Annotated in this window: 25 protein-coding genes; 17 read left to right on the forward strand and 8 right to left on the reverse strand. The window is 70.2% G+C overall.

Features of this window, described 5'->3' with window-relative positions:
* Positions 1–79: 79 nt before the first annotated feature.
* From BFN33_RS08040 to BFN33_RS08065, 6 genes are all read left to right on the forward strand, one after another.
* The gene (locus BFN33_RS08040) at positions 80–610 is read left to right on the forward strand and encodes an RNA polymerase sigma factor (protein WP_088245284.1); all 531 of its coding nucleotides are present in this window, start codon (positions 80–82) and stop codon (positions 608–610) included.
* The gene (locus BFN33_RS08045) at positions 607–1,425 is read left to right on the forward strand and encodes a zf-HC2 domain-containing protein (RefSeq protein WP_069759210.1); all 819 of its coding nucleotides are present in this window, start codon (positions 607–609) and stop codon (positions 1,423–1,425) included. The genes BFN33_RS08040 and BFN33_RS08045 overlap by 4 nt, the downstream gene beginning before the upstream one ends.
* 32 nt (positions 1,426–1,457) lie before the next feature.
* Entirely contained in the window at positions 1,458–2,267 is an 810-nt protein-coding gene (locus tag BFN33_RS08050) for an ABC transporter ATP-binding protein (RefSeq protein ID WP_256122686.1), read from the forward strand.
* Positions 2,264–3,658, forward strand: a complete 1,395-nt coding sequence (locus tag BFN33_RS08055) for a hypothetical protein (RefSeq protein ID WP_069759212.1) — start codon at positions 2,264–2,266, stop codon at positions 3,656–3,658. The genes BFN33_RS08050 and BFN33_RS08055 overlap by 4 nt, the downstream gene beginning before the upstream one ends.
* Complete coding sequence (locus tag BFN33_RS08060) at positions 3,655–4,242, forward strand: hypothetical protein (RefSeq protein ID WP_069759213.1); 588 nt, start codon at positions 3,655–3,657, stop codon at positions 4,240–4,242. Before BFN33_RS08055 ends, BFN33_RS08060 begins: the two co-directional genes overlap by 4 nt.
* 154 nt (positions 4,243–4,396) lie before the next feature.
* Positions 4,397–5,047, forward strand: coding sequence for a DUF4360 domain-containing protein (locus BFN33_RS08065; protein ID WP_069759214.1), 651 nt, complete (start codon positions 4,397–4,399; stop codon positions 5,045–5,047).
* Between the two features lie 44 nt (positions 5,048–5,091).
* On the opposite strand, the gene BFN33_RS08070 is transcribed toward BFN33_RS08065, so the two are convergent.
* The gene (locus BFN33_RS08070) at positions 5,092–5,883 is read right to left on the reverse strand and encodes an intradiol ring-cleavage dioxygenase (RefSeq protein ID WP_370743261.1); all 792 of its coding nucleotides are present in this window, start codon (positions 5,881–5,883) and stop codon (positions 5,092–5,094) included.
* A 146-nt stretch (positions 5,884–6,029) separates the two neighbouring features.
* On the opposite strand from BFN33_RS08070, the gene BFN33_RS08075 reads away from it, so the two are divergent.
* Both BFN33_RS08075 and BFN33_RS08080 read left to right on the forward strand, forming a co-directional pair.
* The gene (locus BFN33_RS08075) at positions 6,030–6,335 is read left to right on the forward strand and encodes a hypothetical protein (protein ID WP_069759215.1); all 306 of its coding nucleotides are present in this window, start codon (positions 6,030–6,032) and stop codon (positions 6,333–6,335) included.
* Positions 6,336–6,569: 234 nt separating this feature from the next.
* A complete protein-coding gene (locus BFN33_RS08080) occupies positions 6,570–9,773 on the forward strand; it encodes a BTAD domain-containing putative transcriptional regulator (protein ID WP_256122687.1) in 3,204 nt (1,067 codons plus the stop codon).
* Between the two features lie 30 nt (positions 9,774–9,803).
* On the opposite strand, the gene BFN33_RS08085 is transcribed toward BFN33_RS08080, so the two are convergent.
* Positions 9,804–10,001: a DUF397 domain-containing protein gene (locus tag BFN33_RS08085; RefSeq protein ID WP_069759216.1), complete on the reverse strand. Its 198-nt coding sequence runs from the start codon at positions 9,999–10,001 to the stop codon at positions 9,804–9,806.
* On the reverse strand, positions 9,998–10,783 hold the full coding sequence (locus BFN33_RS08090; protein WP_370743268.1) for a helix-turn-helix domain-containing protein: 786 nt from the start codon (positions 10,781–10,783) through the stop codon (positions 9,998–10,000). The genes BFN33_RS08085 and BFN33_RS08090 overlap by 4 nt, the downstream gene beginning before the upstream one ends.
* 169 nt (positions 10,784–10,952) lie before the next feature.
* On the opposite strand from BFN33_RS08090, the gene BFN33_RS08095 reads away from it, so the two are divergent.
* Positions 10,953–11,402, forward strand: coding sequence for an ATP-binding protein (locus tag BFN33_RS08095; RefSeq protein WP_069759218.1), 450 nt, complete (start codon positions 10,953–10,955; stop codon positions 11,400–11,402).
* Between the two features lie 7 nt (positions 11,403–11,409).
* Here BFN33_RS08095 and BFN33_RS08100 read toward each other — a convergent pair whose 3' ends face one another.
* From BFN33_RS08100 to BFN33_RS08110, 3 genes are all read right to left on the reverse strand, one after another.
* Positions 11,410–12,390, reverse strand: coding sequence for an aldo/keto reductase (locus tag BFN33_RS08100; protein WP_069759219.1), 981 nt, complete (start codon positions 12,388–12,390; stop codon positions 11,410–11,412).
* Between the two features lie 70 nt (positions 12,391–12,460).
* Positions 12,461–12,943, reverse strand: a complete 483-nt coding sequence (locus BFN33_RS08105; RefSeq protein ID WP_069759220.1) for a nitroreductase family deazaflavin-dependent oxidoreductase — start codon at positions 12,941–12,943, stop codon at positions 12,461–12,463.
* A 10-nt stretch (positions 12,944–12,953) separates the two neighbouring features.
* Positions 12,954–13,799: an SDR family oxidoreductase gene (locus BFN33_RS08110; RefSeq protein ID WP_069759221.1), complete on the reverse strand. Its 846-nt coding sequence runs from the start codon at positions 13,797–13,799 to the stop codon at positions 12,954–12,956.
* A gap of 155 nt (positions 13,800–13,954) precedes the next feature.
* Here BFN33_RS08110 and BFN33_RS08115 point away from each other — a divergent pair, with 155 nt between their 5' ends.
* The 8 genes from BFN33_RS08115 to BFN33_RS08150 all read left to right on the forward strand — a co-directional run bounded on the left by BFN33_RS08115 (position 13,955) and on the right by BFN33_RS08150 (position 20,010).
* Positions 13,955–14,914, forward strand: coding sequence for a helix-turn-helix domain-containing protein (locus BFN33_RS08115; protein ID WP_069759222.1), 960 nt, complete (start codon positions 13,955–13,957; stop codon positions 14,912–14,914).
* Positions 14,915–15,020: 106 nt separating this feature from the next.
* Positions 15,021–15,365, forward strand: a complete 345-nt coding sequence (locus tag BFN33_RS08120; RefSeq protein WP_069759223.1) for a DUF1330 domain-containing protein — start codon at positions 15,021–15,023, stop codon at positions 15,363–15,365.
* Between the two features lie 76 nt (positions 15,366–15,441).
* Positions 15,442–15,903, forward strand: coding sequence for a hypothetical protein (locus tag BFN33_RS08125; protein ID WP_088245285.1), 462 nt, complete (start codon positions 15,442–15,444; stop codon positions 15,901–15,903).
* Between the two features lie 384 nt (positions 15,904–16,287).
* The gene (locus BFN33_RS08130) at positions 16,288–16,992 is read left to right on the forward strand and encodes a hypothetical protein (protein ID WP_069759224.1); all 705 of its coding nucleotides are present in this window, start codon (positions 16,288–16,290) and stop codon (positions 16,990–16,992) included.
* Positions 16,989–17,798, forward strand: a complete 810-nt coding sequence (locus BFN33_RS08135; RefSeq protein WP_069759225.1) for a hypothetical protein — start codon at positions 16,989–16,991, stop codon at positions 17,796–17,798. The genes BFN33_RS08130 and BFN33_RS08135 overlap by 4 nt, the downstream gene beginning before the upstream one ends.
* Positions 17,791–18,345, forward strand: a complete 555-nt coding sequence (locus BFN33_RS08140) for a hypothetical protein (protein ID WP_256122688.1) — start codon at positions 17,791–17,793, stop codon at positions 18,343–18,345. Before BFN33_RS08135 ends, BFN33_RS08140 begins: the two co-directional genes overlap by 8 nt.
* A gap of 28 nt (positions 18,346–18,373) precedes the next feature.
* The gene (locus BFN33_RS08145) at positions 18,374–18,904 is read left to right on the forward strand and encodes an SUKH-4 family immunity protein (RefSeq protein ID WP_069759227.1); all 531 of its coding nucleotides are present in this window, start codon (positions 18,374–18,376) and stop codon (positions 18,902–18,904) included.
* 149 nt (positions 18,905–19,053) lie between these two features.
* Positions 19,054–20,010, forward strand: coding sequence for an arabinan endo-1,5-alpha-L-arabinosidase (locus BFN33_RS08150; protein WP_069759228.1), 957 nt, complete (start codon positions 19,054–19,056; stop codon positions 20,008–20,010).
* Between the two features lie 24 nt (positions 20,011–20,034).
* Here BFN33_RS08150 and BFN33_RS08155 read toward each other — a convergent pair whose 3' ends face one another.
* The gene (locus BFN33_RS08155; protein ID WP_069759229.1) at positions 20,035–21,696 is read right to left on the reverse strand and encodes a histidinol-phosphate transaminase; all 1,662 of its coding nucleotides are present in this window, start codon (positions 21,694–21,696) and stop codon (positions 20,035–20,037) included.
* 268 nt (positions 21,697–21,964) lie between these two features.
* Complete coding sequence (locus BFN33_RS08160; RefSeq protein WP_069759230.1) at positions 21,965–23,113, reverse strand: aldose epimerase family protein; 1,149 nt, start codon at positions 23,111–23,113, stop codon at positions 21,965–21,967.
* Positions 23,114–23,148: the final 35 nt, after the last annotated feature.

Genomic DNA, 23,148 nt, shown 5'->3' on the forward strand with positions numbered 1-23,148 from the left:
GATCACGGCGAGGGGAAAACCTGTCGCCGGGGCCGGGCGTCTAGCAGGTGTGAGATCAGTCAGAGCAGCGCTGCACGAGATGGACGAGGAGCGTCTCGTCCGGCTGGTGGCCAAAGGCGACCGTGCCGCGTTCGAGGAGCTGTACCGGCGTACGTCGCCGTGGATGGTGGTGCGGCTGCGCCGCCGGTGCGTGGACGAGCAGATCGTCGCGGAGGTCATGCAGGAGACCTACCTGGCGGTGTGGCGCGCGGCAGGTGCGTTCGCCGGGACCGCTGTCGGGGGGACGGCCACCGGCTGGCTGTGGACGATCGCGGCACGCCGCCTGGTCGACGCGTTCCGGCGCAGAGCCCACCACGCGGAGCCCCCGCCGACCGCCGCCCCTCCCGAAGTGGCGCCCGCCGCCGAGGAGTTGGCGCTTGCGGAGACCGTCGGCGGTGACGTCGGGGACGCGCTGCGGAGCCTCGCACCGGAGCTGAGACAGGTACTGCAGGCGATGGTGCTCGACGGGCTGTCCGTCCGGGAGACCGCGGTCCTGCTCGGGCTGCCCGAGGGCACGGTCAAGACCCGTGCCCGCCGGGCCCGTATCGAGATGCGGAGGGCGCTGGCATGAGTGTCGAACACGCGTCGAAGCGAATCATCGAGGGATACGTACGCGGCGGCGCGGACCTCTCCGCCGACGAGGTCTGGGCCGTTGAGGCGCATCTGGAGTTGTGCCGGGTGTGCCGTGACCGGCTGTCCGCCGCGGTCGGTGCCGGGGCGCCCGACGTGGCGCGGCTCGTCGACACCGTGTGGTCCGGCCTCGAACCCCGACTCGCGGTCACCGCCACGATGCCGCGCCGACGGCGCTGGTCGGCACGGCTGTCGAGATGGATGACCCCCACGATGGTGCCGTGGCTGGCCATGGCCGTGGGCATGACGCTGCTGACCCTGCTGCTCGACCTGGCCTACACCGGCTCCGGCGAGGTCTCGCTGGTGCTGCTGCTCGCCCCGGTGCTGCCCGTGCTCGGCGTCGCGGCGTCCTGGTCGCGCGGCCTGGACCCGGCCTACGAGCTGACGGCGTCGGTGCCCAGGAGCGGGCTCCATCTGGTGCTGCGGCGCACCGTGTCCGTGCTCGGTGTGGTGGTCCCCGCGCTGCTGGTGGGCGGCTGGGCGACGGGAGTGATGGTGGTGCAGTGGTTGCTGCCCTGTCTGGCCTTCACCTCGACGACCCTGGCGCTCGGCGGTGTCATCGGTGTGACCCGCGCCGCCTTCGCGCTGGCCGCTGTGTGGGCCGGAGTGGTCGTGGCGCCGACCCTGGCCACCAGCCGTACGACCTTCGCCCTGCAGACGGGCGGTCTGCCCGTGTGGGGACTGATCCTCGCGCTCGGCATCGGTGTCGTGATCGCCCGCAGAGGCGCGTACACCCTGCTGGGAGCCCATCGATGACCATCGGGAAGAACTCGGGAAAGGAACACCGCATGACGTCCGCCGTGAGCGCGGCCGACATCGCACCGACGGCCTACGCCTGGGAGATCCAGGCCACCGGGCTGAAGGTCAGGGTCGGCAGGAAACGGATGGCCGTCGACGGCCTCGACCTCTCGCTGGGCGTCGGCGTCCACGGACTCCTCGGGCCCAACGGGGCGGGCAAGACCACTCTCATCCGGACGCTGGCCACCGTGCTGCGCCCCACCGAGGGCAGCCTGGAACTGCTCGGCGAGTCCGTGGGCGGCATGGGCGAGCACCGAGCGGTGCGCCGCCGAATCGGCTATCTGCCGCAGGAGTTCGGCTACTACAAGCGCTTCACCGTGCGCGAGTTCGTCGAGTACATGGCGTGGCTGAAGGAGGTGCCCAGCGCGAGCATCCCCGCGGCGGTGCAGCGCGCCGTGGAGCGCGTGGGTCTGGCGGACCGCGCCGACGAGAGGATGAAGGCCCTGTCGGGCGGCATGGTGCGCCGGGTCGGTATCGCCCAGGCCATCGTCAACGACCCGACGATCCTGCTCCTCGACGAGCCGACGGTCGGCCTGGACCCGGCGCAGCGGCTGCGCTTCCGCGAGCTGCTGCAGGAGTTGGGTACGGACACCTGCGTGCTCGTCTCGACCCATCTGGTGGAGGACGTCGCCGCCGCCTGCACCGACGTGGTGCTCTTCGCAGAGGGGCGGCTGGTCTTCAAGGGGCCTCCGGACGAACTGGCCTCGGCGGGCGGACCGGAGCACGAGGGCGACAGCCCGCTGGAGCGCGGCTATTCGGCCATGCTGCTCAACCCTGGTCAGGGAAGGGGGACTTGGTGAACGGCCGCGTTCTGCGTATCGAGTTGAGGCGTTCGGTCGCCCCGTGGGCCGGCGTCGTGGTCCTGGTACCGGCGCTGGCGTTCCTGTACCTACTGGACGACACCTGGCGGAGCGGCACCACGGCGTGGACGGCCCAGTGGACGCCGCTGGCCATGAAGACCCGCTCCCTGCTGTTCTACCTGTGGCCGCTCACCATAGGGCTCGGGGCGCTGCAGGGACTGCGCGACCACCGCTCGAAGATGTCCGAGCTGTTGACGAGCACCCCGCGGCCCGCCCGGCACCGCGCGGCCACCCTGGCGGTCGCGACGGCGATCACGCTGGCCTCCGCTTTCGCGTTCCTCGTCCTCGTCGGCGGGGTCCAGGTGCTCGCCCACACCGAGTACACACACCTCGGATGGCTGCCCATCTCACTGGTGGGCGTGCTCTTCCTCGTCGCGGGGGCCGTGCTGGGCATGGGGGCCGCGAGGGCCCTGCCGTCGCCGCTCACCCCGCCCGCGCTGGCCATGGGCGCCTTCGTGTTCACCGCCCTCATGCACATGTCCCTGGGCCGGACGGAGACGCGCACGGCGGACGGATTGACGAGCACGGAGCCGAACCGGGTCTCGCTGCTGTCACCGACGGTGGAGGACGTGCGCGAGGCGTTCGTCACGCTGTCCGCCCCCGTGCACGTCGGCCAGACGATCTGGCTGCTCGGCATGGCCGCGACCGGCTTCGCACTGCTCGTCGCCGCGACCCCGCGCGCCCGGCTCACCGCCCTGACGCCCGTCCTGGCGGGTGCGGTGATCGCCCTGCTCGTCCTCCCTTCCGACCCGCGCCGGATGTACGTCGTCGACAAGGCCGCCGCGGAGCTGGTGTGCGACGGCCCGGTGTGCGTGACGACGACGCAGCAGGGACGGCTCGCGGACCTCGCGGGCCCCGGCAAGGAGGCGCTGCGCCGGCTGCACGGTGCCCTTGGTGATCAGGGGCCGGACTCGGTCCGGGAGAACACCGCCGTACTGCCGGAGGGCTCCACGCCGCGGTGGTCCCGCAGGACCGTGCTCTTCGACTTCGACGAGGACCTCATCGCCACCGCGAAGGGCGAGGAGCTGACCTGGGCCCTGATCGCCAAGGGCATGGTGCCGGGGTGCATCCCCGTCGGCTGGAGCGGCATGGGCGGAGACGAATACGCGCGGACCGTCGCGCTGGGCTGGGTCCTCGGGGACCTCAAGCCGCTCGGCGGCCCGTCGGCACGGTTGCCCGCCGCGGCCGAAGCCGAGACCCGCACGGTGTGGAAGGAGCTCATGGCACTTCCACGGGCCGAGCAGCTCTCGCGGATCAACGCGATGCGCGCCGCCGCGCTCTCCTGCAAGGGCGACCCGTTCGACGTACTGTCCGGCGGTGCGTCCCGGTGAGATGGCTGACGTTGTACGCGCGTTCGCGCCAGGTACCCGCGGCGCTCGCCGAGGTGCTGATCGGGGCGGTGACGCTGTGGGCACTCGCTCGGGACGGGAACGCGGGGCCCGGTGATCCGCGCATGCCCGCGCTCGTCCTCACCACGGGGGCGATGGCGGTCTCGGTCGGGCTCGGCGGGCAGGACCCCGCGCTGGACCGGACGGCCGCGATCCGCTGGATTCCCCGCAGGGCGGCGCACGTGCTGCTCGCCGGTGTGTTGGTCGCCGCGTCGCTGCTGACGGTGCAGACCATGGGCGTGTCCATGGCCACCACCGCGTTCGTCGTCCGGGACACCGCGGGCCTGATGGGCCTGGTCGCCCTCGGTGCGGCGCTCTCGGGCGGCCAGTACGCATGGACGCTGCCGTTCGCCTGGCTCTCGTTGGTGTTCTTCGCCCCGCCCCCGACGAGTGCGCCGATGCACGTGGCGATGTGGATGCTGCTGCCTCCCGGCACGGCGGCGGGCACCTGGACGGCCCTGGTCCTCACGGTCGTCGGCAGCACGGCGTACGCCGTCGCCGGTCCCAGACGACAGCCATCCAACTGACGCTGTTCACAGGTGAGTTCGGCCATCACCGGAATGGCTGGAGTTCGCTCTGGCGGTGTCACAGAGCGCTCCCTACGATTCGATCGCCGCGGTGCTTCACAGAAACCACACAGGTTCTCCACGCTTCAACTTCAGCGCAGAGGAGAGACCCCCCATGGCAAGTGGACTGCTTCTGGGCGGCGCCGTCGCCGCCCTCGTCGCCGCGGCGGTACCCGCGCACAACCCGTCCGGCGGGTTCGTCGACCCGCCCCCGGACAAGATCGTCATCAACGTCGCCACGGTGAACGGCTCCGGCTGTCCCGCGGGCACGGCGGCCGTCGCCGTCTCCGAGGACAACACCGCGTTCACGGTGACCTACAGCGACTACCTCGCCCAGGTCGGCGGCAACTCCGACCCCACGGCGTTCCGCAAGAACTGCCAGCTCAACCTGATCGTCCATGTCCCACAGGGCTTCACGTACGCCATCGCGGAGGCCGACTACCGGGGCTTCGCCTCGCTCCAGGCCGGCGCGAGCGGCGTCCAGCGGGCCTCGTACTACTTCCAGGGCTCCTCGCAGACGGCCGCCAAGACGCACACCTTCCCCGGCGCCTACAACGACAACTGGCAGGCGACCGACACCACGGACTGGGCCCAGCTGGTGTGGGCGCCCTGCGGGGTTCAGCGCAACTTCAACATCAACACGGAGGTCCGCGTGAACGCGGGCACCTCCTCGCCGTCCAAGGTCAGTTTCATGACGATGGACTCGACCGACGGCGACATCAGCACCGTGTACCACATGGCGTGGAAGGAGTGCCCGGGCAAGTGAGCGGGTGTCGCCCGCCGCTCTTGTGGGCGGCGGGCGACGCGTGATCAGCGTTCGACGCCGAGTGTCAGGGTGCCTGAGTAGCCGACGGCGGGGCTGCCGCCCAGGGCGGTGAGGGTCAGCAGGCCGGACTCGGCGCCGCCGTCGTCGTAGACCGAGTCCTGGGCGAGGGTGGTGCGCGGGACCGTGTTGGCCGAGTACGGCGAGAGCGCGCCGACCTTGGCGGTGACCGTCTCGTCGAAGAAGAGCTGGCCGGTGTRGAKCTCGGTGCCGCCGGTGAAGGAGCCGTCGGAGGTGAGCGTGACGCCGACGTGCACCTTCACGTGGATGTGGACGCAGCGGCCCCGGTACCAGCCCGGGTAGACCGTGGTGATGCGGGCGACGCCACCGGAGTCGGTGAGGACGCCGCCGCGCAGGAAGGTGCCGCTGTCGGGCTCGTTGTGGCCGTTGTTGCCGACGTAGCCCGAGTACTCGCCGAGCGCGTCGCAGTGCCAGATCTCCACGAGGGCGTTGCTGATCGTGGCGCAGGTGTCGTCGTCGACGACGGTGAGGGCGAGCGTCAGCGGGAAGCCGGTCTTGCCCTCGGTGATGTCGGCGCGGACGTACTGGCCGTCGAGGTAGTAGGGGCCTTCGGTCATCTCCTTGGTGAGGGTGCAGACCGCCGCGGCGGCCACGGGGGCGGTGTCGGCTGTTCGCGCGGTGGGTGTGCCGGGCGCGGCGGCGCCGAGGGCGAAGGTGGCGGCGGTGGCGCCCGTGGCGACAAGGACGGTGCGGCGGGCGACGGTGTCTCTCGTCGCGGTCTCGCTCATGGGGGTCTCGTTCATGGGGGTGTCTGTCATGAACACGGCACCGTAGGAGTGGTCCCTGTTGATGGGCTGTCAGTTCGGCAAAATGAGGGACCGTCAAGTTTCTTGCGAGTCAGGTTGCGGTGTTCGGAGGGGTGGACGCGGTACCGTACCGGGGCGTATGCCGACAAGGAGGGTAAATGGGGCTTACCGTGCGGGTCGAACGGCGCATCGCGGAGGACTTCCCCGGCCGGGACGGCGAGGTGGTGGGAGATCTCCTCACCGAACTGGTCAACCACCTGACCGACCGCGGCGACCGGGAGGACAAGGAACGGATCGCCGCAGCGACGCTGCTGTGCGGACAGGGCCGGGTGGACCGGCTCCTCGACGCCGTCCAGCTGGCCAAGGAGGACTGGCGGGACGTGCTCGTGGGAGCGGGGCTGGCGGACGCCGGGTGGAGGGAGCGGCTGGAGGCGGACTTCGGGCCGGCGGTCGCCGCCGGCTGACACACGGGTGTGAGAGCCCCACCGCTGGTCTCGACGTGGCGGTGGGGCCGCCTGCTCTTCCGCTCCCGGATTGTGCGGGTTGTGCGATGGCCGTCCCTCGGCACGGCCGGGGGTGCTGCAATGCTGGTGAGTTTGCCGGTGATGCACGGGACGGGAGGCACGGCTGTGGACGGGGGACCCCCTGACCTGCTCCGATTCGAGGTGCTCGGGCCGTTACGGGCGTGGCGTGGCCCGGTGCGACTGGAGCTGGGACCGCTCAAGCGACAGGCCGTGCTGGCCGCACTGCTGCTGCGACAAGGCGCCGTGATGAGTCACGAGCGGCTGCTCGACGCGGTGTGGGGCCCGGAGCCGCCTGCCGGCGGTTCAAAGGTGCTTCCCACGCACGTCAACTCCCTGCGCAGGACGCTCGATCCGAAGGGAACTTCGCCTGCGGAGTCGGTGATCCGCAGCGGCAAGGGCTGGTACCGCTTCGTCGTCGAGGATGTCCGGCTCGACACAGTGGAGCTGGAGGAGCGGGGCCGTACGGCGCTCAGGGTTCTCGCCTCCCGGGATCCGGCCGCCGCAGCGGACCGACTGGCGGCTGCCGTCGGGCTGTTCAGGGGCGAACCGCTGGCCAACGTGCCGGGACCCTTCGCGCGGGCGGAGCGCGAGCGGCTGGAGGAACGCCGACGGAGCCTCCGGCTGGAGCGGCTCAAGTGCCTGGTTCTGCTGGGCCGGTTCGCGGAGGCCCTCGACGAGCTCGGCGGGCCGTCCGCATCCTCGGAGGCCGACCGCTACGACGAGTCGCTGACGGCCCTGCGCATCCGGGCCCTGTACGGCCGCGGACGCCAGGCGGAGGCGCTCACCGCCTACGAGGAGCTGCGCATACGCCTGCGCGACGAGCTCGGCGCCGACCCGGGTGAGGAACTGCGCCGGGTGCACGAGGCGGTGCTGCGCCAGGATGACGCCGTAGTGCTGCCCCCGCCGCCCGCTGCGCCGCGAGCGAACATCGTCCCCGCCGAACTCCCGCACGACGCAGCGGGGTTCGCGGGCCGTACCGGTGAACTGGCCCGCCTCCAGGCGCTGCTGCCCACCGATAGCAGCCCGGCCAACACCGTCGTCATCTCGGCCATCGGTGGCGCCGCCGGCATCGGCAAGACCGCGCTGGCCGTGCACTGGGCACATCAAGTCCACGACCGCTTCCCGGACGGCCAGCTCTACGTCAACCTGCACGGCTTCGACCACGACCGCCGCCCCCTCGAACCCCGCGAGGCCCTCGAACTGCTGCTGAGCGGCCTGGGCCTGGCGGCCTCGGAGATTCCCCCGGACCACGAGGCCCAGGGCCGCCTCTTCCGTACCCTGCTGGCCGGCCGGCGCGTACTCGTCCTCCTGGACAACGCGGCCTCCGCCGAGCAGGTACGTCCGCTGCTGCCGTCCAGCCCTACCTGCTGTGTCGTCGTCACCAGCCGCAACCGCCTCGGCGACCTGGTCGCCCGCGACGGCGCCCACGCCCTGCCGCTGGGCCTCCTCCAGCCGGACGAGGCCCGCGCCCTGCTCAGCCGGGTCCTCGGCGCGCACCGGGTCGACGACGACAGACACGCGGTCGACGACCTGATCCGCCTGTGCGGCAGCCTCCCCTTGGCCCTGCGCGTCGCCGCCGCGAGGCTGGCCGGCGACCCGGCGCTGCGCACGGCCGACCTTGTCGCCGAGATGGCGGAGGGCAGCCGACTGGACGCGCTGGAGACGGACGGCGACGCAGGCTCTCCGCTGCGTACGGCCTTCTCGGTGTCGTACGGCGCTCTGACGCCGGACGCGCGACGGTTGTTCCGGCTGCTCGGCCTGTTCCCGGGAGCGGACTTCACCGCGGAGGCCGCCGCGGCCTTCCTCGACACGCCGTTGTCCCGGGCCCGCCGCCTGCTCGGCACGCTGGCCGCGGCGCATCTGGTCGAGCCGGTGACGGCGGGCCGGTACCGGTTCCACGACCTCGTTCGCGAGTACGCCGGGGAGCGCGCACTGGTCGAGGAGACGACGTCGGAGCGTGAGGCCGCGCTGGAGCGGCTCCTGCTCTGGTATCTGCACGCCGCTCGTGCCACCGCGGGGACCGGACTCTTCCCGGAGCTGCCCAGCAGCCTCAGGGCCGGCGAGTACCCGGGCGCGCCCTCGGCCGAGCCCGGACGATGGCTGGACGCGGAACGGGCGAATCTCCTCGCCGTCATCGACCACGCCGGCCGTCACGGCCCCCGCCCCGTCGCCTGGTACCTGACGTCCACCCTGTTCAGCCAGTTCTGGATCCACGTGTCCCGGAAGACCTGGCAGACCACCGCACAGAGGGTACTGGAGGCGGCCGAAGCCGAAGGGGACCTGTTCGGCCAGTCCGCGACGCATTCCAGTCTCGCCGCGGCCCGATGGGATCGCGGGCACGTCCGGCAGGCGATGGAGCACGCCACCCGCGCCCTGGACATCAGCCGGGAACTCGGCTGGACGGCCGGCGAGGCGTCGGCCCTCGGCCTGAGGGCCTTCGCGAAATGGAGCATGGCGCGGCTCGACAGCGCGTACGACGACCTGACCACCGGGTTGCGCCTCTTCAGCGCGGTCGGCAACCCCCACTTCGTAGGGTTCGGGCTGGTCGGCCTCGGTATGGCCAGCCGAGATCTGGGCCGGCTGCGCGAGGCCGCCGATCACCTCGAGCGTGCCTTCGGCCTCGACGCGGAACACAGCCGGTGGGACAACGGCCCGGCCGTGCAGGTGCTGGGCGGGGTGTATTGGGAACTCGGCCGCCTCGCCGACGGGCTCGCCCTCCTCGGACCGCGGGTGGCCTCCGATGAGAGGGCCGGTTATCGAGACGGCCGCGCGATGATGCTCGACGCCGTGGCGAAGATCTACCTTGAACTCGGCCGCCATGACGAGGGGTTGGCATTGGCCGAGCGAGCGCTGGCGATGGACAGGGACACCAAGCGGTACTGGATCCAACCCGGAATCCTCAACACGGTCGCCGCCGCCCACCGGAGACTGGGGCGTCCGGACCATGCCCTGCGGGCCGATCGGCAGGCTCTCGCCCTGGCTCGCGAGGCGGGTTTCAGCCGCGCCGAGGCCGACACCCTCGTGAGCCTAGCCCTCACCCACCAGCTGCTGGGCCGCCCTGACGAGGCCCGCACCCACGGCGAACAGGCCCTGCGCCTGGCCCGCGCCCATTCCTTCCGCGTGGTGGAGGGCCAGGCCCTGACCGCCCTCTCCAAGACAGCCGAGTCCGGGCAGGACCGCGCGACCGCTGTCGCACTCGCCGAGCAGGCCCTTACCGTCCACCGGGAAACCGGTCACCGCCTCGGCGAGGCCCGCACCCTCGTGGCACTCGCCGGCCTCCACCGGAGCACCAACACGACCACCGCCGAACTGCTGGGCCAACAGGCCCACGCCGTCTTCGCGGACGTCGGAGTACCCGAGGAGGTCACAGGTCTCTGAGTTCCATCCCGGCCGGTTCCGCCAGCGGAATTACGATGAAATGGCTGTCCCTGTGAGATGGGTGAGAAAGTCGGCCCAGGGGGCGGGGGAGAGGGTGAGCCGAGAGCCCTCGCGGTTCTTGGAGTCGCGGATGTGGATGGTGGCGGGGGTGAGGGCTACTTCAACGCAGTCGCCGTCGCCGCCACTGCTGTAGCTCGACTTGAACCAGAACAGTTCGTCGGTGGTCATAGGTCTCCTCGCATCCGCTGCAGCAGGCTCACGGAATCCGTGAGAGTGAGAGCCTGTGACCGCATCCTGGCATACCGTCGTTGGAGGACGCTGATCTCCTGCGCTTCGGAGACGAGCAGACCGGCTCGCTGTCCCTCGCAGTAGGCGAACCACCGGTTCGCCGGTGTTTCCAGCAGTTGCATGGGCCCATCCAGGCCGGCGTGAGTCGTCTGCACCGTCGGCATGATCTGGATCTCCACATTCCGCAGATCCGCGATTTCCAGTACGTGATCGACGAGTTCGCGAGTGACATTCACGCCGCCTGTGCACCGCCGGAACAGGTGCTCCTCCAGGATGAAGCCGAACGCCGTGTTCGGCCTTTCCCGTAGCAGCCGTTGGCGCTCTGCTCGGGCGACCCACTGCGCCTCGATCTGTTCGTCGTCCAGCGGCGGGAGCTGATTCGTGAACAGCGTCCGCGCATACGCCTCCGTCTGCAACAGCCCCGGAATCAACCGGCATTCATACGTGTACAGCGTGATCGCGGTCGCCTCCAGCCCCGCCCACTGGCGAAACCACGCCGCCAACCCCGCCTGCCGAGCCAGCTTCGGAAACGACTTCCGCAACGCCCCCGTGTTTCCCGTCGCCTCCTCGCCCCGCTCCACCAGCACCAGATCCGGCATCCGGCGCCCCAACTCCACGGACGCCACCGTGTGTTTGGAGAAGCCCACCAGATCCCCGAACTCCTCCCGGCTCAACCCCGAATGCTCCCGCAGGGCTTGCAGAACCGCCCCGAACGTCCGCATGCTGTCCGACGACTCCGGCTCACCGCCACCATCGACCACAGTCGGCCACCTCCCGCGCCCATGGTCACGTTCCGTCACGCGTACTGTCCAGCCCGTGACCGCGTACGCTGCCGCAGCGTACGCGGCGCCCACCTGGAGAAGTCCCCCTCGGGGGCACCAGATTGGGCCCATGACAGCACTTCCCCCACCCCAACCCACGGTCACCGTACGTACGTTCACCCAGCGCCTCAGCGCGACTCCACGCGGCGCCCGTCTCGCCCGCCACCTCGCCCTGAACCAACTGCACGACTGGGGCATCCCGTACGACAGCCCGGCCGCGGACGCCGTCGCCGTGATCGTCGCCGAACTCGCCGCGAACGCGGTGACCCACGGTCGGGTGCCGGGGCGGGACTTCGAGCTGCGGCTCTCCCTCGTCACCGGCAGTGTCCGCGTCGAGGTCACCGACACCCGCGGTGAGCTCCCTGCTGCCGTACGACCACCAGGTCCCCTCGACGAAGGCGGCCGCGGTCTGCTCCTCGTCGAGGCTCTCGCCGACCGTTGGGAGGTGTTGGACCGGGAGCCGCTGCCCGGCAAGACGGTCCGGGCCGAGGTGGATGTGCTGTGGGACCAACCGCATTGAGGTGCGGTCAGCGGTCGATGCTGGCCATGTTGGCCTCGTCGTGACGCTCGCCGGCGGCGGGTGTGAGGTTGTTCAGGCGGTCGAGCTGCGCGGCGCTGAGTTCGACGGCGTCGGCGGCGGTGTTCTCCTCGACGCGGGTGACGCGGCGGGTGCCGGGGATGGGGGCGATGTCGTCGCCGCGGGTCAGCAGCCACGCCAGTGCGGTCTGGGCCGGAGTGGCTCCGATCTCGGCGCCGATGGCCCGCACCTCGTCGACGATGGCCAGGTTGCGCTGGAAGTTCTCGCCGGTGAAGCGCGGGTTGGTCTTGCGCCAGTCGTCGTCGGTGAAGTCGTCGACGGTGCGGATCTGTCCGGTGAGCAGGCCGTGGCCGAGCGGGGAGTAGGGAACGAATCCGATGCCGAGCTCGCGCAGCAAAGGAAGGATGTCGGCCTCTACATCACGGGTCCACAGCGAGTACTCGGTCTGCAGCGCGGCCACCGGATGTACGGCGTGGGCGCGGCGGATCGTCTCGGGGCCGGCCTCGGAGAGGCCGACGTGGCGCACCTTGCCCTCGGCGACCAGCTCGGCCAGCGCGCCAACCGTTTCCTCGATGGGCGTGTTCGGGTCCACGCGGTGCTGGTAGTAGAGGTCGATGTGGTCGGTGCCCAGCCGCTTGAGCGAGCCTTCGACGGCGGTCTTCACGTTGGCGGGGCTGCTGTCGATGACGCCGGGGCCGTCGCCGGCGTGGGAGACGAGGCCGAACTTCGTCGCGATGACGACGTCGTCGCGCCGGCCCTTGATGGCCTTGCCGACGAGGTTCTCGCTGTGGAAGGGGCCGTAGATCTCCGCGGTGTCGATGTGGGTGACCCCGAGGTCCAGCGCCCGGTGGATGGTGCGGATCGACTCGGCGTCGTCGAGCCCTCCGCCCGTGGTGTAGACGCCGGCCATGGTCATGGCTCCCAGGCCGATGCGGGAGACATCGAGCCCGCCCAGGGATACGTGCTTCATCAGGTACTCCGTAAGTAAGTTGTTGTCAGGTGGCCCGCCCGGGAGGGGCGGACGTGCGTGTCAGCGCGTATCAGTGCGCCTCGGGCGCCGGCTCCAGGACGAGGACCGGGATCTCACGGTCCGTGTTCTTCTGGTACTCCGCGTAGGCCGGGAACGCCTCGACGGCTCGGGCCCACCACACGGCCTTCTCGTCCCCGGTCACCTCGCGTGCCAGCATGTCCCGGCGCACCGGGCCGTCCTGCAGCTCGACCCGGGGGTCGGCCAGCGCGTTGTGGTACCAGACCGGGTGCTTGGGGGCTCCTCCGGCGGAGGCGACCACGGCGTAGGAGCCGTCGTGCTCCACCCGGATGAGCGGGGACTTGCGGATCTTGCCGCTCTTGGCGCCCAGGGTGGTCAGGATGACGACGGGCACGTCCTCCAGTTCCTCGTCTTCTTCACGTGTGACCAGGACACCCAGCGTCGTTCCTTGCGTGCCGCCGGAGCTTTCGTACAGCTCCACCTGGTCACGTACGAACTGCGCCGTGCTCGGCTCGTACTCGCCATTCAGTGGCACGGTGTCCCCCTCAGGCGGTGGTGTCGTCGTGGGCGAGGTTGTCGCCCAGCTCGCGTGAGGCCTCGGCCTGGGCGAGGAGCTCCTTCGCCTTGGCCTCGGCGGCCTCGATGGCGTCCGCGCCGGCGACGAAGCGTTCCAGGGGCTTGTCCTGGCCGGCGATGGTGAGCAGGGCGCGGGCGAGCTTGGCGGGGTCGCCGGGCTGCCGGCCGTTCATGCTCTTCATGCCCTCGATCCGCGGGGCGGTGCGGGGTGCGTAGTCCTCGATGGACAGCTCGGGCCAGATGGTGGAGCCGTCCACGAGCAGTTCGGTGCGGAAGTAGCCGGGCTCCACGACCGTGGTGTGGATGTCGTACGGCTCGACGTCGTGGCGCAGGGACTCCATCCAGCCCTCCTCCGCGAACTTGGAGGCCGCGTAGGCGGAGGTGAATTCCATGCCGACCAGGCCGGCGGTCGACGTGATGGTGATGACGTGGCCGGCGCGCTGCTTGCGCATGATCGGCAGGACGGCGCGGGTGACGTTCATCGGGCCGAAGAGGTTCGTGTCGAACTGCCGGCGCATCTGCGCAGGCGAGATCTCCTCGAAGTAGCCGGTGAACAGATTCCCGGCGTTGTTGATCAGTACGTCGATGCGCCCGAAGCGGTCGACGGCGGCCTGCGCGGCGGCCTCGGCGTCCTCGAGGCTGGTGACGTCGAGCTTGGTGACCAGCAGGTTGTCCTGCGGCCCGCCCAGGACCTTCTCGACCTCCTCGGGGCGGCGGCCGGTGGCGACGACCCGGTGGCCGACGGCGAGGGCCTCGCGGGCGATGTCGGTGCCCAGGCCGCGTCCGGCACCGGTGACGAGAATGACCTTGCTCATGAGGGATTTCCTTTCAGACGCCGTGATCCGGCACCTGCTGTGTGCGGGGGTGTACGTGCAACAAAACCCGCCGTCACGCGCTGGTGGGAGTCCCTGATGAGGGGGTCACTGACAGGGACCCCCTCCCCGGCGGAAGCGCTCGTAAAGTGAGGCGCATGGCAGGCAGAAACGACCCACAAGGCGGCAACCGCGACATCCGTGATGATTTCCGCGCGGCGATCCGGGAATTCCTCGGTACACGACGGGCCAGGGTCACCCCCGAGCAGGCCGGACTGCCCCTGTACGGCGGAGAGCGCCGACGGGTCACCGGGCTGCGCCGGGAGGAGGTCGCCCTCCTCGCGGGCATTTCCAGCGAGTACTACACGCGGCTGGAGCGCGGCAACGCCACCGGCGTCTCCGAGAGCGTCATCGAAGGCATCGCGCAGGCACTTCAGCTCGACGAGGCCGAACGCGTCCACCTGAACGACCTCCTGCGCGGCGCCGGCACGACCCGTCCACCACGCCGCCGCCCGGCCCAGCAGCGCGTCCGGCCCGCGGTGCAGCGCGTCCTCGACTCGATGGCCGGCACACCCGCGTTCGTCCTCAGCGGACGCGGGGACATCCTGGCCGCCAACCACCTCGGGCGGGCCCTGTTCTCCCCCGTCTACGCCGACCCGGTACGGCCGCCGAACAACGCCCGGTTCGTCTTCCTCAGCCCGCACGCGACCGAGTTCTTCCGCCACTGGGACGAAGTCGCCAATGACGCCGTCGCCATGCTGCGCGCCGAGGCCGGCCGCGACCTCTACGACCGGCGGCTCACGGACCTGATCGGGGAACTGTCCACCCGCAGCGAGGAGTTCCGGCGCCGCTGGGCCGCCCACAACGTCCGGATGCACACCACCGGCGTGAAACTCCTCCACCACCCGGTCGTCGGCGACCTCGACCTGCCCTTCGAGACCTTCCCGCTCGGCGACGGCCCCAGCCAGTTCCTCCTCACCTACACCGCCGAACCCGCGTCCCCCTCGCAGGACGCCCTGAACCTGCTGGCCAGCTGGGCCGCGACCAACGACGACATCGAGCGGTCCGCCCCGGACAGCGACTCCGAGCCGGCCGGTCCGGCCGAGACGCCCGACTGAACGACTCCGGCTTCCCCGACCGGCTTACCTCCCGGGTAATCGACCCCGGTTCTCCCCGCATGCCAGGCTCGTCGGCGTACGGAGCCCTACCGACCGGGAGGACACCATGACCGCCTACGCCATAGCCCACCTGCGGGAAGCCGCGCCGCATCCGGAGATCGCCGAGTACATCGAGCGCATCACCGCCACCTTCGCGCCGTACGGCGGGCGCTTCCTCGTGCATGGCGTGGGGCACGAGGTGAAGGAGGGCGGCTGGCCGGGACACGTCGTGGTGATCGGCTTCCCCGGGATCGCCGAGGCGCGGGCCTGGTGGGACTCCGCCGCGTACCAGGAGATCGCGCCGCTGCGTTCGCGGCACATCGCGGGCGACATCATCCTCGTCGAGGGCGTGCCCGACGGTTACGACCCGGCGGTCACCGCGAAGGCGATGCGGGACGCGCTCGTTTCGTGAGCGGGCGAACCGACTCCCGTGGCACCCGGGGCTGTTGGATACTGGGGCGACTGGCGTACGGAAGGGGGAGGTTCGAGTGCCGGACGGACGTGAGGTGGACCAGGCGGAGTTGCTGGACGTCGCCAAGGACGAGGACCGGGCTCGTAGCCTGCTCCGCGCGCTGCGCACCCTGAGCACCGGGCCCGATCCGAAACTGCGGGAGATGGCGCGCGGGGTGCTGCGCGGTGACCTCACCGCCGAACAGGCCTTCACCGACCCGGAGTACACCGCCGCCCTGTTCTCCGGCGCCGACAAGGTCCGCCGCGCGGGGGAGCGGCGTACCGACGCCGAGGCCCGCGAGGCCGGCGAGCGTTTCGGGGAGTGGCAGCAGGCGCGTCGCACCGAGGACGAGCGCGAGGACCAGGGCACGTCACACTCCGACACGGCGTCCCGTACGGCTCCGGGGCAGCAGTCCGCCGGGCCCTGGCAGCACTCCGGCGTGGGCGGGCCGGGCGGCCTGGGCGGCTCTCGCCCGGGAGGCCCGTTCGGCCCCCGCTGAGGGCCCCGTCGAGCGCTGGACCTGTGTATCTCCGGGCTCGGGCCTGTTGGCCACCGCTGAGTACCGTGCCTGCCCCGGGGCACATCGGTCCTCGTCGAGCGCTTTCCCGGCCCCAATCCCTCGGTCACCGCGACCACCGCGCCCGCCCCGAACCCCCTCCCCACTCCCTCCACCATCGAATTCCAGCCGCCGAACACGAACCCACCCCCACCTCGCCAGACACGAACCGCTCTCATCCCGCGCCACCGGCAAGCCCCGCCGCCCCAACAACTTCACCCCACCCACTCCCTCCCACACCCCCGGCAAATCCCGCCCCCCGTAGTAAAGTTCGGCCGTCGTACGCGTGACCTGAAATGGTCCTGCCAAGACAAAGGGGGAACGGACATGGGGGTCGTGCTGCCCGACGAGGCGGCCTGGGTGCTGGACCTCATCGGCGTCGAGTGGCCCAACGTCGACGAGGACGACTACCGGGACATGGCCGACGGTCTGCGGTCCTTCGCCTCGCAGATGCGGGAGGGCAAGGACGCCACGGCGAGCGTCGTCCGGGAGTTCCTGGAAGGGAACGAGGGCATCGCGACCGCCGCCTTCCAGCAGCACTGGGGCAAGGTCAGCGACGTACACCTGGAACGGCTCGGTGAAGCGGCCGACCTCGGGGCGATGGCCCTGGACGGTGCCGCCGTCGCCGTGGCCGGTGCCAAGGTCGCCGCCATCGTCCAACTGGGCATCCTCGCCGCCGAGATCATCGCCGCCCAGGCCGCCGCACCGTTCACCCTCGGGCTCTCCGAGGTCGGCGCGCTCGGTGCCACCCAGGCCACCCGCCTCATCGTGCGGCGGCTGCTGAAGGAGGCCGAGCAACTCCTCGTCGAGGAACTCATGTCGGTCGCCATGGGCCCGGTCTACTCCGCGCTCGGCAACATGGCCACCGACCTCGTCCTCCAGCTCGGCGCCAACGCCGTGGGACTGCAGGACGGTTACAGCCCCGGCAAGACCCTGCACGCGGGCAGCGAGGGCTTCTCCGACGGGCTGGACGCCGTCACGGGAGCCGACGGCACCACAGGGACCTTCACCGGCAAGGGAGGCGCCGCGTGAGCGACACCGTACGCAGCGACCCGGAACTCCACGAACGGCTCGCCGACCGGATCACCTCCCAGGCCGACGAGCACGAGTCCGGCGCCCGCCCCCACCTGCGCCGCAGCCGGGCCGGGCTGAACCGGACCCGCGGCAAGGGCGCCCTCGCGGCGGCCGTCGAGACCGGGGCCGAGAAGATCCTCAAGGCCATCGAGGAGGCCGAGGACCAGCTCCACAAGCACCTCCAGGACGTGTCCAAGGGCGTGCGGGCGATGGGGGACAACCACGCGCGCAACGACAAGAACATCGAGACGATGCTGCAGAGCATCGTCAAACGCTCCCGCGACCAGGACACCGTCCGGGACGGCGGCGGGATCGGCAAGGACCGGCCGGACACGACGAAGGACCCGCACACCGTCACCCTGGAGTGGAAGCCCGGGATGCCCAAGCAGGCCTTCGAGCGGAAGGCCCGGGCTCTGCAACGGCTGGGCGAGGAAGGGAAGCTCTTCAAGTTCAAGGGCAGGACCACGGATTATCGTGACTCGAAGATCACAGCGGACTACAAGGGCGCGCTGACCGCACTGATCCACAGGAACCACAAGGACGACCCTGACTTCGCCAGGGAGGCGGCGGAGGCCGCCCGTAAGATGGAGCCCGACCACACCAATGAACTCCAGACCGGTGGTCCGGACGCGTGGCGTAACCTGCGGATGCTCGACCGGTTCACGAACCAGGACATCGGCAACGCTCAGATACGTCAACAGATCAAGGATCTTCCGGACGGCAATCCCATCAACATCGACATAAAGTGGTGGCCAGATGACTAGCGCGAGCCCGGCGTCGTCCCGTCTGATCGCGACGGTGGACGCCCTGCGGACGGCGCTGGCGGAAAGTCCGGACGTGCTCTCGTTCACGCTCGGCGGGACGATCGACGACGAGACGGCCGCTGCCGCGGAGGCCGACGGGGTGCCGCGGGAGTTCCTGGACTTCTGCCGGGTGCTCGACGGCGCAAGCTGCGGGCCGTCCGTGCAGCTCTTCGGCCTGGACGAGGCGGAGGAGCACCAGTTCTACTGCGAGCCGGTGGTCGACTCCCCGTTGGACCTGTCCCCGCAGAAGCTGTTCTGTATCGGGATGACCAACCAGACGCCGGTCTTCCTCGATCGCGCGGGTGGCGCCGTCCTCGGTATCCCGGACGAGCACTGGGAGTGGGTCGACGCGGAGCGCTTCGACCAGCTCGCGCCCAGCGTCGAGGCGTACTTCCTGGAGCGGCTGGCCACGTTCGACGAGTACAAGCGGTTGGCGTTGATCGACGACGAACTGGTCGAGTACGACGACTGGCTGAAACTGTTGCGACGGGCCGGTCTCACCGGCTGAGGCAAGACGAAGGGAAAGCAGAGGACGCATGGCCACCCATGACGAGATGACGGAGCTGTTCGGCGCGGACCGCGTGGTCACGCTGGACCGTGCCGTCGCCGAGGAGCGCGGACTGTCCGAGGCCGACGCCGAGGTGCTGTGCGAGGTCGGTGTCCCCGTCTTCGTCGACGTGCTGTTCACCCTGGACACCGCCGAGGAGGGACCCGACCCCTTCACCGTGGTGCCGGTGGCCGCGGGCGGCGAGGAGACCCACATCCTCGTCCTGGGCGGCCCCACCGACGACCCGGCGATGCGGTACTGCCTCGACATGGACCGCGGCTACGTCATCCTCATGTCCTTCGACGCGGAGCCGCGCGCCGAGATCGTGAACCGCACCCTCGCCGACCTCGTCGAGTTCCTGTACCGCTTCGCGCTGCGCACCAGGCACCTGGAACAGGCCGCACCCCAGGACCGCGCCCCGTACACCGACAAGCTCGTCGAATACCTCAAGGCCCGCGACCCGTACGCGTTCGCACAGCCGGACAGCTGGTGGTCGATGGTCTTCGAACAGGTCGGCTGAGTCCTACGGCGCTCATGCCCTACCACCACTGAGGCGTGCGCGGACCATTGACGCGCAATGGGTTCGATTCTACGGTCCCGTCCGAAGCTCTGATCGGCGATCGGTATGTCGAACATCCCCCCACTCGCATCCTCCCAAGGAGCGTCAGCGTGCGCCGCACCTCACTTCTGGCCGTTCCCGCCGCCTTCCTGCTGGCCCTGATCCCGGGGACGGCATCCGCCTACCCCAACCCCGGGACCGTCACCGGCGCCACCACCATCCACGACCCGACGATGCTCCGTACGTCGGCGGGCCGTTACCTGCTGTACGGCACCGGCGGCGGACTCGGCTACCGCACCTCCACCGACCGGATCGCGTTCACGGCCGGCAGTGACGCCTTCTCCACCAAGCCGAGCTGGTGGTCGTCGTACGCCACCGAGGCATGGGCGCCCGACATCTCCTACCAGGGCGGCAAGTACCTGATGTACTACGCCGTCTCGACCTTCGGCTCCAACAAGTCCGCGATAGGCCTGGCGACTTCGAGCACCGGTCTGCCCGGCTCCTGGAGCGACCAGGGCACCGTGTACACCTCCACCACCGCCAGTGACTACAACGCCATCGACCCGAACCTGTTCGTCGACGGCGACGGCAAGTGGTGGCTGTCCTTCGGCAGTTGGTGGACCGGCCTGAAGATGATCCAGATCAACCCGGCCACCGGCAAGCAGCTCTCCACCAACACGACCCGGTACTCCCTCGCCTCCCGCCCGACCGGGACCAAGGCCGTCGAGGCGCCGTACATCGTCAAGCGGAACGGCTACTACTACCTCTTCGCGTCCTACGACACCTGCTGCGCCGGCACCAGTTCGACCTACAAGGTCAAGGTCGGCCGCGCCACCAGCGTCACCGGACCGTACGTCGACAAGAACGGCGTCTCGATGATGAACAACGGCGGCACCCCGGTTCTGGAGTCCCACGGCAGCGTCATCGGCCCCGGCGGACAGTCGATCATGAACGACTCCGACGGCGACCTGATCGTCTACCACTACTACGACGGCAACGACAACGGCACGCCCAAGCTCGGCATCAACCTGCTGAACTGGGGCAGCGGATGGCCCGTCGCCTACTGATCAAGCCGAACCCGCGGACACCGCTCAGCCGGTCTGCCCCATCCCCGCAGCGTTCGGCCAGCTCTGAGCGTTGGGCCACCCGGTGGCGGGCGCCTGGGACAGCTCCTGCGGAGCCCCGGGCGCCGGCGCGGTCATGCCCCGCACCTGCGCGGCCGTGAGCCCACCACGGGCGGGAACTCCCACCGGAGTCGGCCCGCTGGGCTGTGCGAAGGGCGCCGGAGCGGCAGGAGCCGGCGGGGGCGTCGGCATCGGGGCGGGCGCAGGGGCAGGGGCAGGGGCAGGCATCTGGGCCGGCGCCGGCATCTGGGCCGGCATCGGCATCCCCGAGCCCATGGAAGCGGCCGGCCCCATGGAGGCCACCGCCCCCATCGGCGCCGCCGCGGCCACCGCCACCGGCTGGGCGACCGGCATCGGCATGCCGACGCCTCCGCCCATCCCCCCACCGCCGACGGCCATGGCGGCCAGGTCCTGCATGCCCGCCCCGTTGGTCTGGCCGACCAGGCGGTCCACTGCCGCCGTACCCGAGCTGTAGCTGGTCCCTTGAGCGAGCTCGGGCACGGCGGCTCCCCTCCTGGTCCCGTAGAGCACCTGTTCCAGGCCGGACACCAGGCGTCGCACGTCCACCTGGGGGCGCACCACGAGTCGCAGGAAGCGGCTTGAGGAGCCGATCTTGTTGCCGCACTCGCGGACGAGGATCCGGTGCTCGGTGAGCATCCGGTCCCGGACCACGGTGCCTTCGGCGCCCACGGGCAGGCGCACGAAGAGGAAGTTCCCCTGGGAGGGGTAGACGGTCAGGCCGGGCAGCGCGGCGAGCTGGCTCGCCATGTCGAGGCGGTCCCGGCGGACCTGATGGAGACTCTGCGCGTACTCGGCGCCGTGCTCCTTGAGCATGAACACCACGTACTCGGCGAAGGCGTTGAGGTTCCACTTCGGCAGCATCGAGCGGACCCGGCCGGCGAGGGAGGGGTTGGCGACCATGTAGCCGAAGCGGATGCCGTGCAGGCCGAAGTTCTTGCCGAGGCTGCGCAGGACGATGACGTTCGGCCGGATCATCGCCTCCTGGACGACGCTCGGTTCCTGTTCGGCGTCCGCGAACTCCAGGAACGACTCGTCGATGATGATGAGGTCCAGGTCAGCCATGGCGTCCATGAACTGCACGAGCGCGTGCTTGTGGAGGAAGCCGCCGTCGGGGTTGTTCGGGTTGCAGATGACCGCGACCCGCGTGCCCCGGGTGCGTATGAACTCGGCGTACTGCGCGAGGTCCAGGGCGAATCCGCTGGACTCCTGGAGCGGGAACATGTCGACCCGCTTGCCGGTCTCCATCGGCTGGTCGGTCCAGCGGCCGAAGGTGGGGACGGGGATGGCGAGGGACTCGCGGACCAGCAGGTGGTCGATCCAGGTGATCAGTTCGGTCGAGCCGTTGCCCATCGCCACGGCCTGCGGCGGGAGTTGGAGCAGGTTGCACAGCTCGGCGGTGATCGTGTCGGCGCTGCTGGGGTAGTACGTGATGATGTCCTTCAGCCGCGAGGCCATGGTGTCCATCATCGCCGGAGTGGGAAAGTAGGGATTGCAGGGGATACAGAAGTCCACCGGCCCCGTCCCGTCGCCGCCCTCACGCGCCAGCGCCGCCATGGACGGGCTGTGCGCAGCCGTGCTGCGGAACAACGAGGTGACGTTGTCGGCCATCGAACCTCCGTATGGGGCGGACCCGGCGGGGACGACCGGGTCCGTCGTCATTGGGTGGCCCGCGCGGGGGAGCACGGGCCGCCCTTACATACGGATGCCTGCGTGGCGCTGTTCAACCGGTGTGAAAGAAGTGTGAGTCCGGGAACGGAGGGCCCACTTCTCGCATCTTCCCATGTCAGGGACCGTGAGCGCGCCCCAAAGCGGCGCGGGGAACTGCGGGCCGGCCACAGCCGGCCCGCAGCTCCCCACGGCCTTCTCAGCGGAGCGTCTACGCGCCGAACGAGTGAAGCGTCGTCGTCCGGTATGTCTGGCCCGGGCGCAGCACCGTCGAGGGGAACGACGGGTGGTTCGGCGAGTCGGGGAAGTGCTGTGTCTCCAGGCACAGCGCGTCGCCCTGGCGGTAGGTGTGACCGCCGGTGCCGGTGAGGGTGCCGTCGAGGAAGTTGCCCGAGTAGAACTGCAGCCCCGGCTCGACGGTGGAGATCTTCAGGGTGCGGCCCGACGACGGGTCGCGCAGGGTCGCCACGTGCTCGGGCTTGGCCGTGATGCCCTTGTCGAGCACCCAGTTGTGGTCGTAGCCCTTGGCGAGGACCTGCTGCTCGTGACCGGCGCGGATGTCCCGGCCGATGTGCTTGCCCTTGCGGAAGTCGAAGGGGGTGCCCGCGACCTTCGCCAGCTCACCGGTGGGGATCAGACCCGAGTCGGTGGGCGTGTAGCGGGAGGCGGCGATCCGCAGCTCGTGGTCCTCGATGGTGCCGGTGCCCTCGCCGCCGAGGTTCCAGTACACGTGGCTGGTGAGGTTGACGACGGTGGCCTTGTCGGTGGTGGCCTCGTAGTCGATCCGCCACTCGCCGTGCCGGGTGAGGGTGTACGTCACCTTCACCTTGAGGGTGCCGGGGTAGCCCATCTCGCCGTCGACGGACGTGTAGTGCAGGTGCAGGCCGACGTCCGAGCCCTTGGTGAACGGCTCGACGTCCCACACCCGCTTGTCGAAGCCCTGGGTGCCGCCGTGCAGGCTGTTGACGCCGTCGTTGACGGAGAGCTGGTAGCTCTTGCCGTCGAGGGTGAACTGACCCTTGGCGATGCGGTTGCCGTAGCGCCCGATCAGCGCGCCGAAGTACGGGGTCTTGGCGACGTAGTCCTCGATGTTGTCGAAGCCCGCCGAGACGTTGGCGTAGTGGCCGTGCCGGTCCGGGATCTCCAGGGACTGCACGACGCCGCCCCAGGAGAGGACCTTCATCCTCGTGCCGCCGTTGGCCAGCGACCAGATGTGGACCTTGGTCCCGTCGGCGAGGGTGCCGAAGAGCTTCTTGGTCGGCTTCTTGCTGCTGGACGCCTCAGCGGTGCCCCCGAGCGTCGTCGCGGCGATTCCCGCGGCCGCGGCACCGGCGATGACCGTTCGTCTGTTCAGTTCCATCTAGCGGCTCCTGTGAAGGAAGCGGGCCCCGCCGG

This window comes from Streptomyces sp. LUP47B, assembly GCF_001746295.1.
Classification (GTDB): Bacteria; Actinomycetota; Actinomycetes; order Streptomycetales; family Streptomycetaceae; genus Streptomyces.

What these genes read in the sequence shown, in the direction of transcription:
- BFN33_RS08145 (WP_069759227.1), top strand. Translation starts at nt 18,374, where the DNA reads ATGGCCACCCATGACGAGATGACGGAGCTGTTCGGCGCGGACCGCGTG.
- BFN33_RS08115 (WP_069759222.1), top strand. Translation starts at nt 13,955, where the DNA reads ATGGCAGGCAGAAACGACCCACAAGGCGGCAACCGCGACATCCGTGAT.
- BFN33_RS08130 (WP_069759224.1), top strand. Translation starts at nt 16,288, where the DNA reads ATGGGGGTCGTGCTGCCCGACGAGGCGGCCTGGGTGCTGGACCTCATC.
- BFN33_RS08040 (WP_088245284.1), top strand. Translation starts at nt 80, where the DNA reads ATGGACGAGGAGCGTCTCGTCCGGCTGGTGGCCAAAGGCGACCGTGCC.
- BFN33_RS08160 (WP_069759230.1), bottom strand. Translation starts at nt 23,113, where the DNA reads ATGGAACTGAACAGACGAACGGTCATCGCCGGTGCCGCGGCCGCGGGA.
- BFN33_RS08100 (WP_069759219.1), bottom strand. Translation starts at nt 12,390, where the DNA reads ATGAAGCACGTATCCCTGGGCGGGCTCGATGTCTCCCGCATCGGCCTG.
- BFN33_RS08045 (WP_069759210.1), top strand. Translation starts at nt 607, where the DNA reads ATGAGTGTCGAACACGCGTCGAAGCGAATCATCGAGGGATACGTACGC.
- BFN33_RS08065 (WP_069759214.1), top strand. Translation starts at nt 4,397, where the DNA reads ATGGCAAGTGGACTGCTTCTGGGCGGCGCCGTCGCCGCCCTCGTCGCC.
- BFN33_RS08095 (WP_069759218.1), top strand. Translation starts at nt 10,953, where the DNA reads ATGACAGCACTTCCCCCACCCCAACCCACGGTCACCGTACGTACGTTC.
- BFN33_RS08075 (WP_069759215.1), top strand. Translation starts at nt 6,030, where the DNA reads ATGGGGCTTACCGTGCGGGTCGAACGGCGCATCGCGGAGGACTTCCCC.
- BFN33_RS08085 (WP_069759216.1), bottom strand. Translation starts at nt 10,001, where the DNA reads ATGACCACCGACGAACTGTTCTGGTTCAAGTCGAGCTACAGCAGTGGC.
- BFN33_RS08090 (WP_370743268.1), bottom strand. Translation starts at nt 10,783, where the DNA reads ATGCGGACGTTCGGGGCGGTTCTGCAAGCCCTGCGGGAGCATTCGGGG.
- BFN33_RS08155 (WP_069759229.1), bottom strand. Translation starts at nt 21,696, where the DNA reads ATGGCCGACAACGTCACCTCGTTGTTCCGCAGCACGGCTGCGCACAGC.
- BFN33_RS08140 (WP_256122688.1), top strand. Translation starts at nt 17,791, where the DNA reads ATGACTAGCGCGAGCCCGGCGTCGTCCCGTCTGATCGCGACGGTGGAC.
- BFN33_RS08120 (WP_069759223.1), top strand. Translation starts at nt 15,021, where the DNA reads ATGACCGCCTACGCCATAGCCCACCTGCGGGAAGCCGCGCCGCATCCG.
- BFN33_RS08110 (WP_069759221.1), bottom strand. Translation starts at nt 13,799, where the DNA reads ATGAGCAAGGTCATTCTCGTCACCGGTGCCGGACGCGGCCTGGGCACC.
- BFN33_RS08050 (WP_256122686.1), top strand. Translation starts at nt 1,458, where the DNA reads ATGACGTCCGCCGTGAGCGCGGCCGACATCGCACCGACGGCCTACGCC.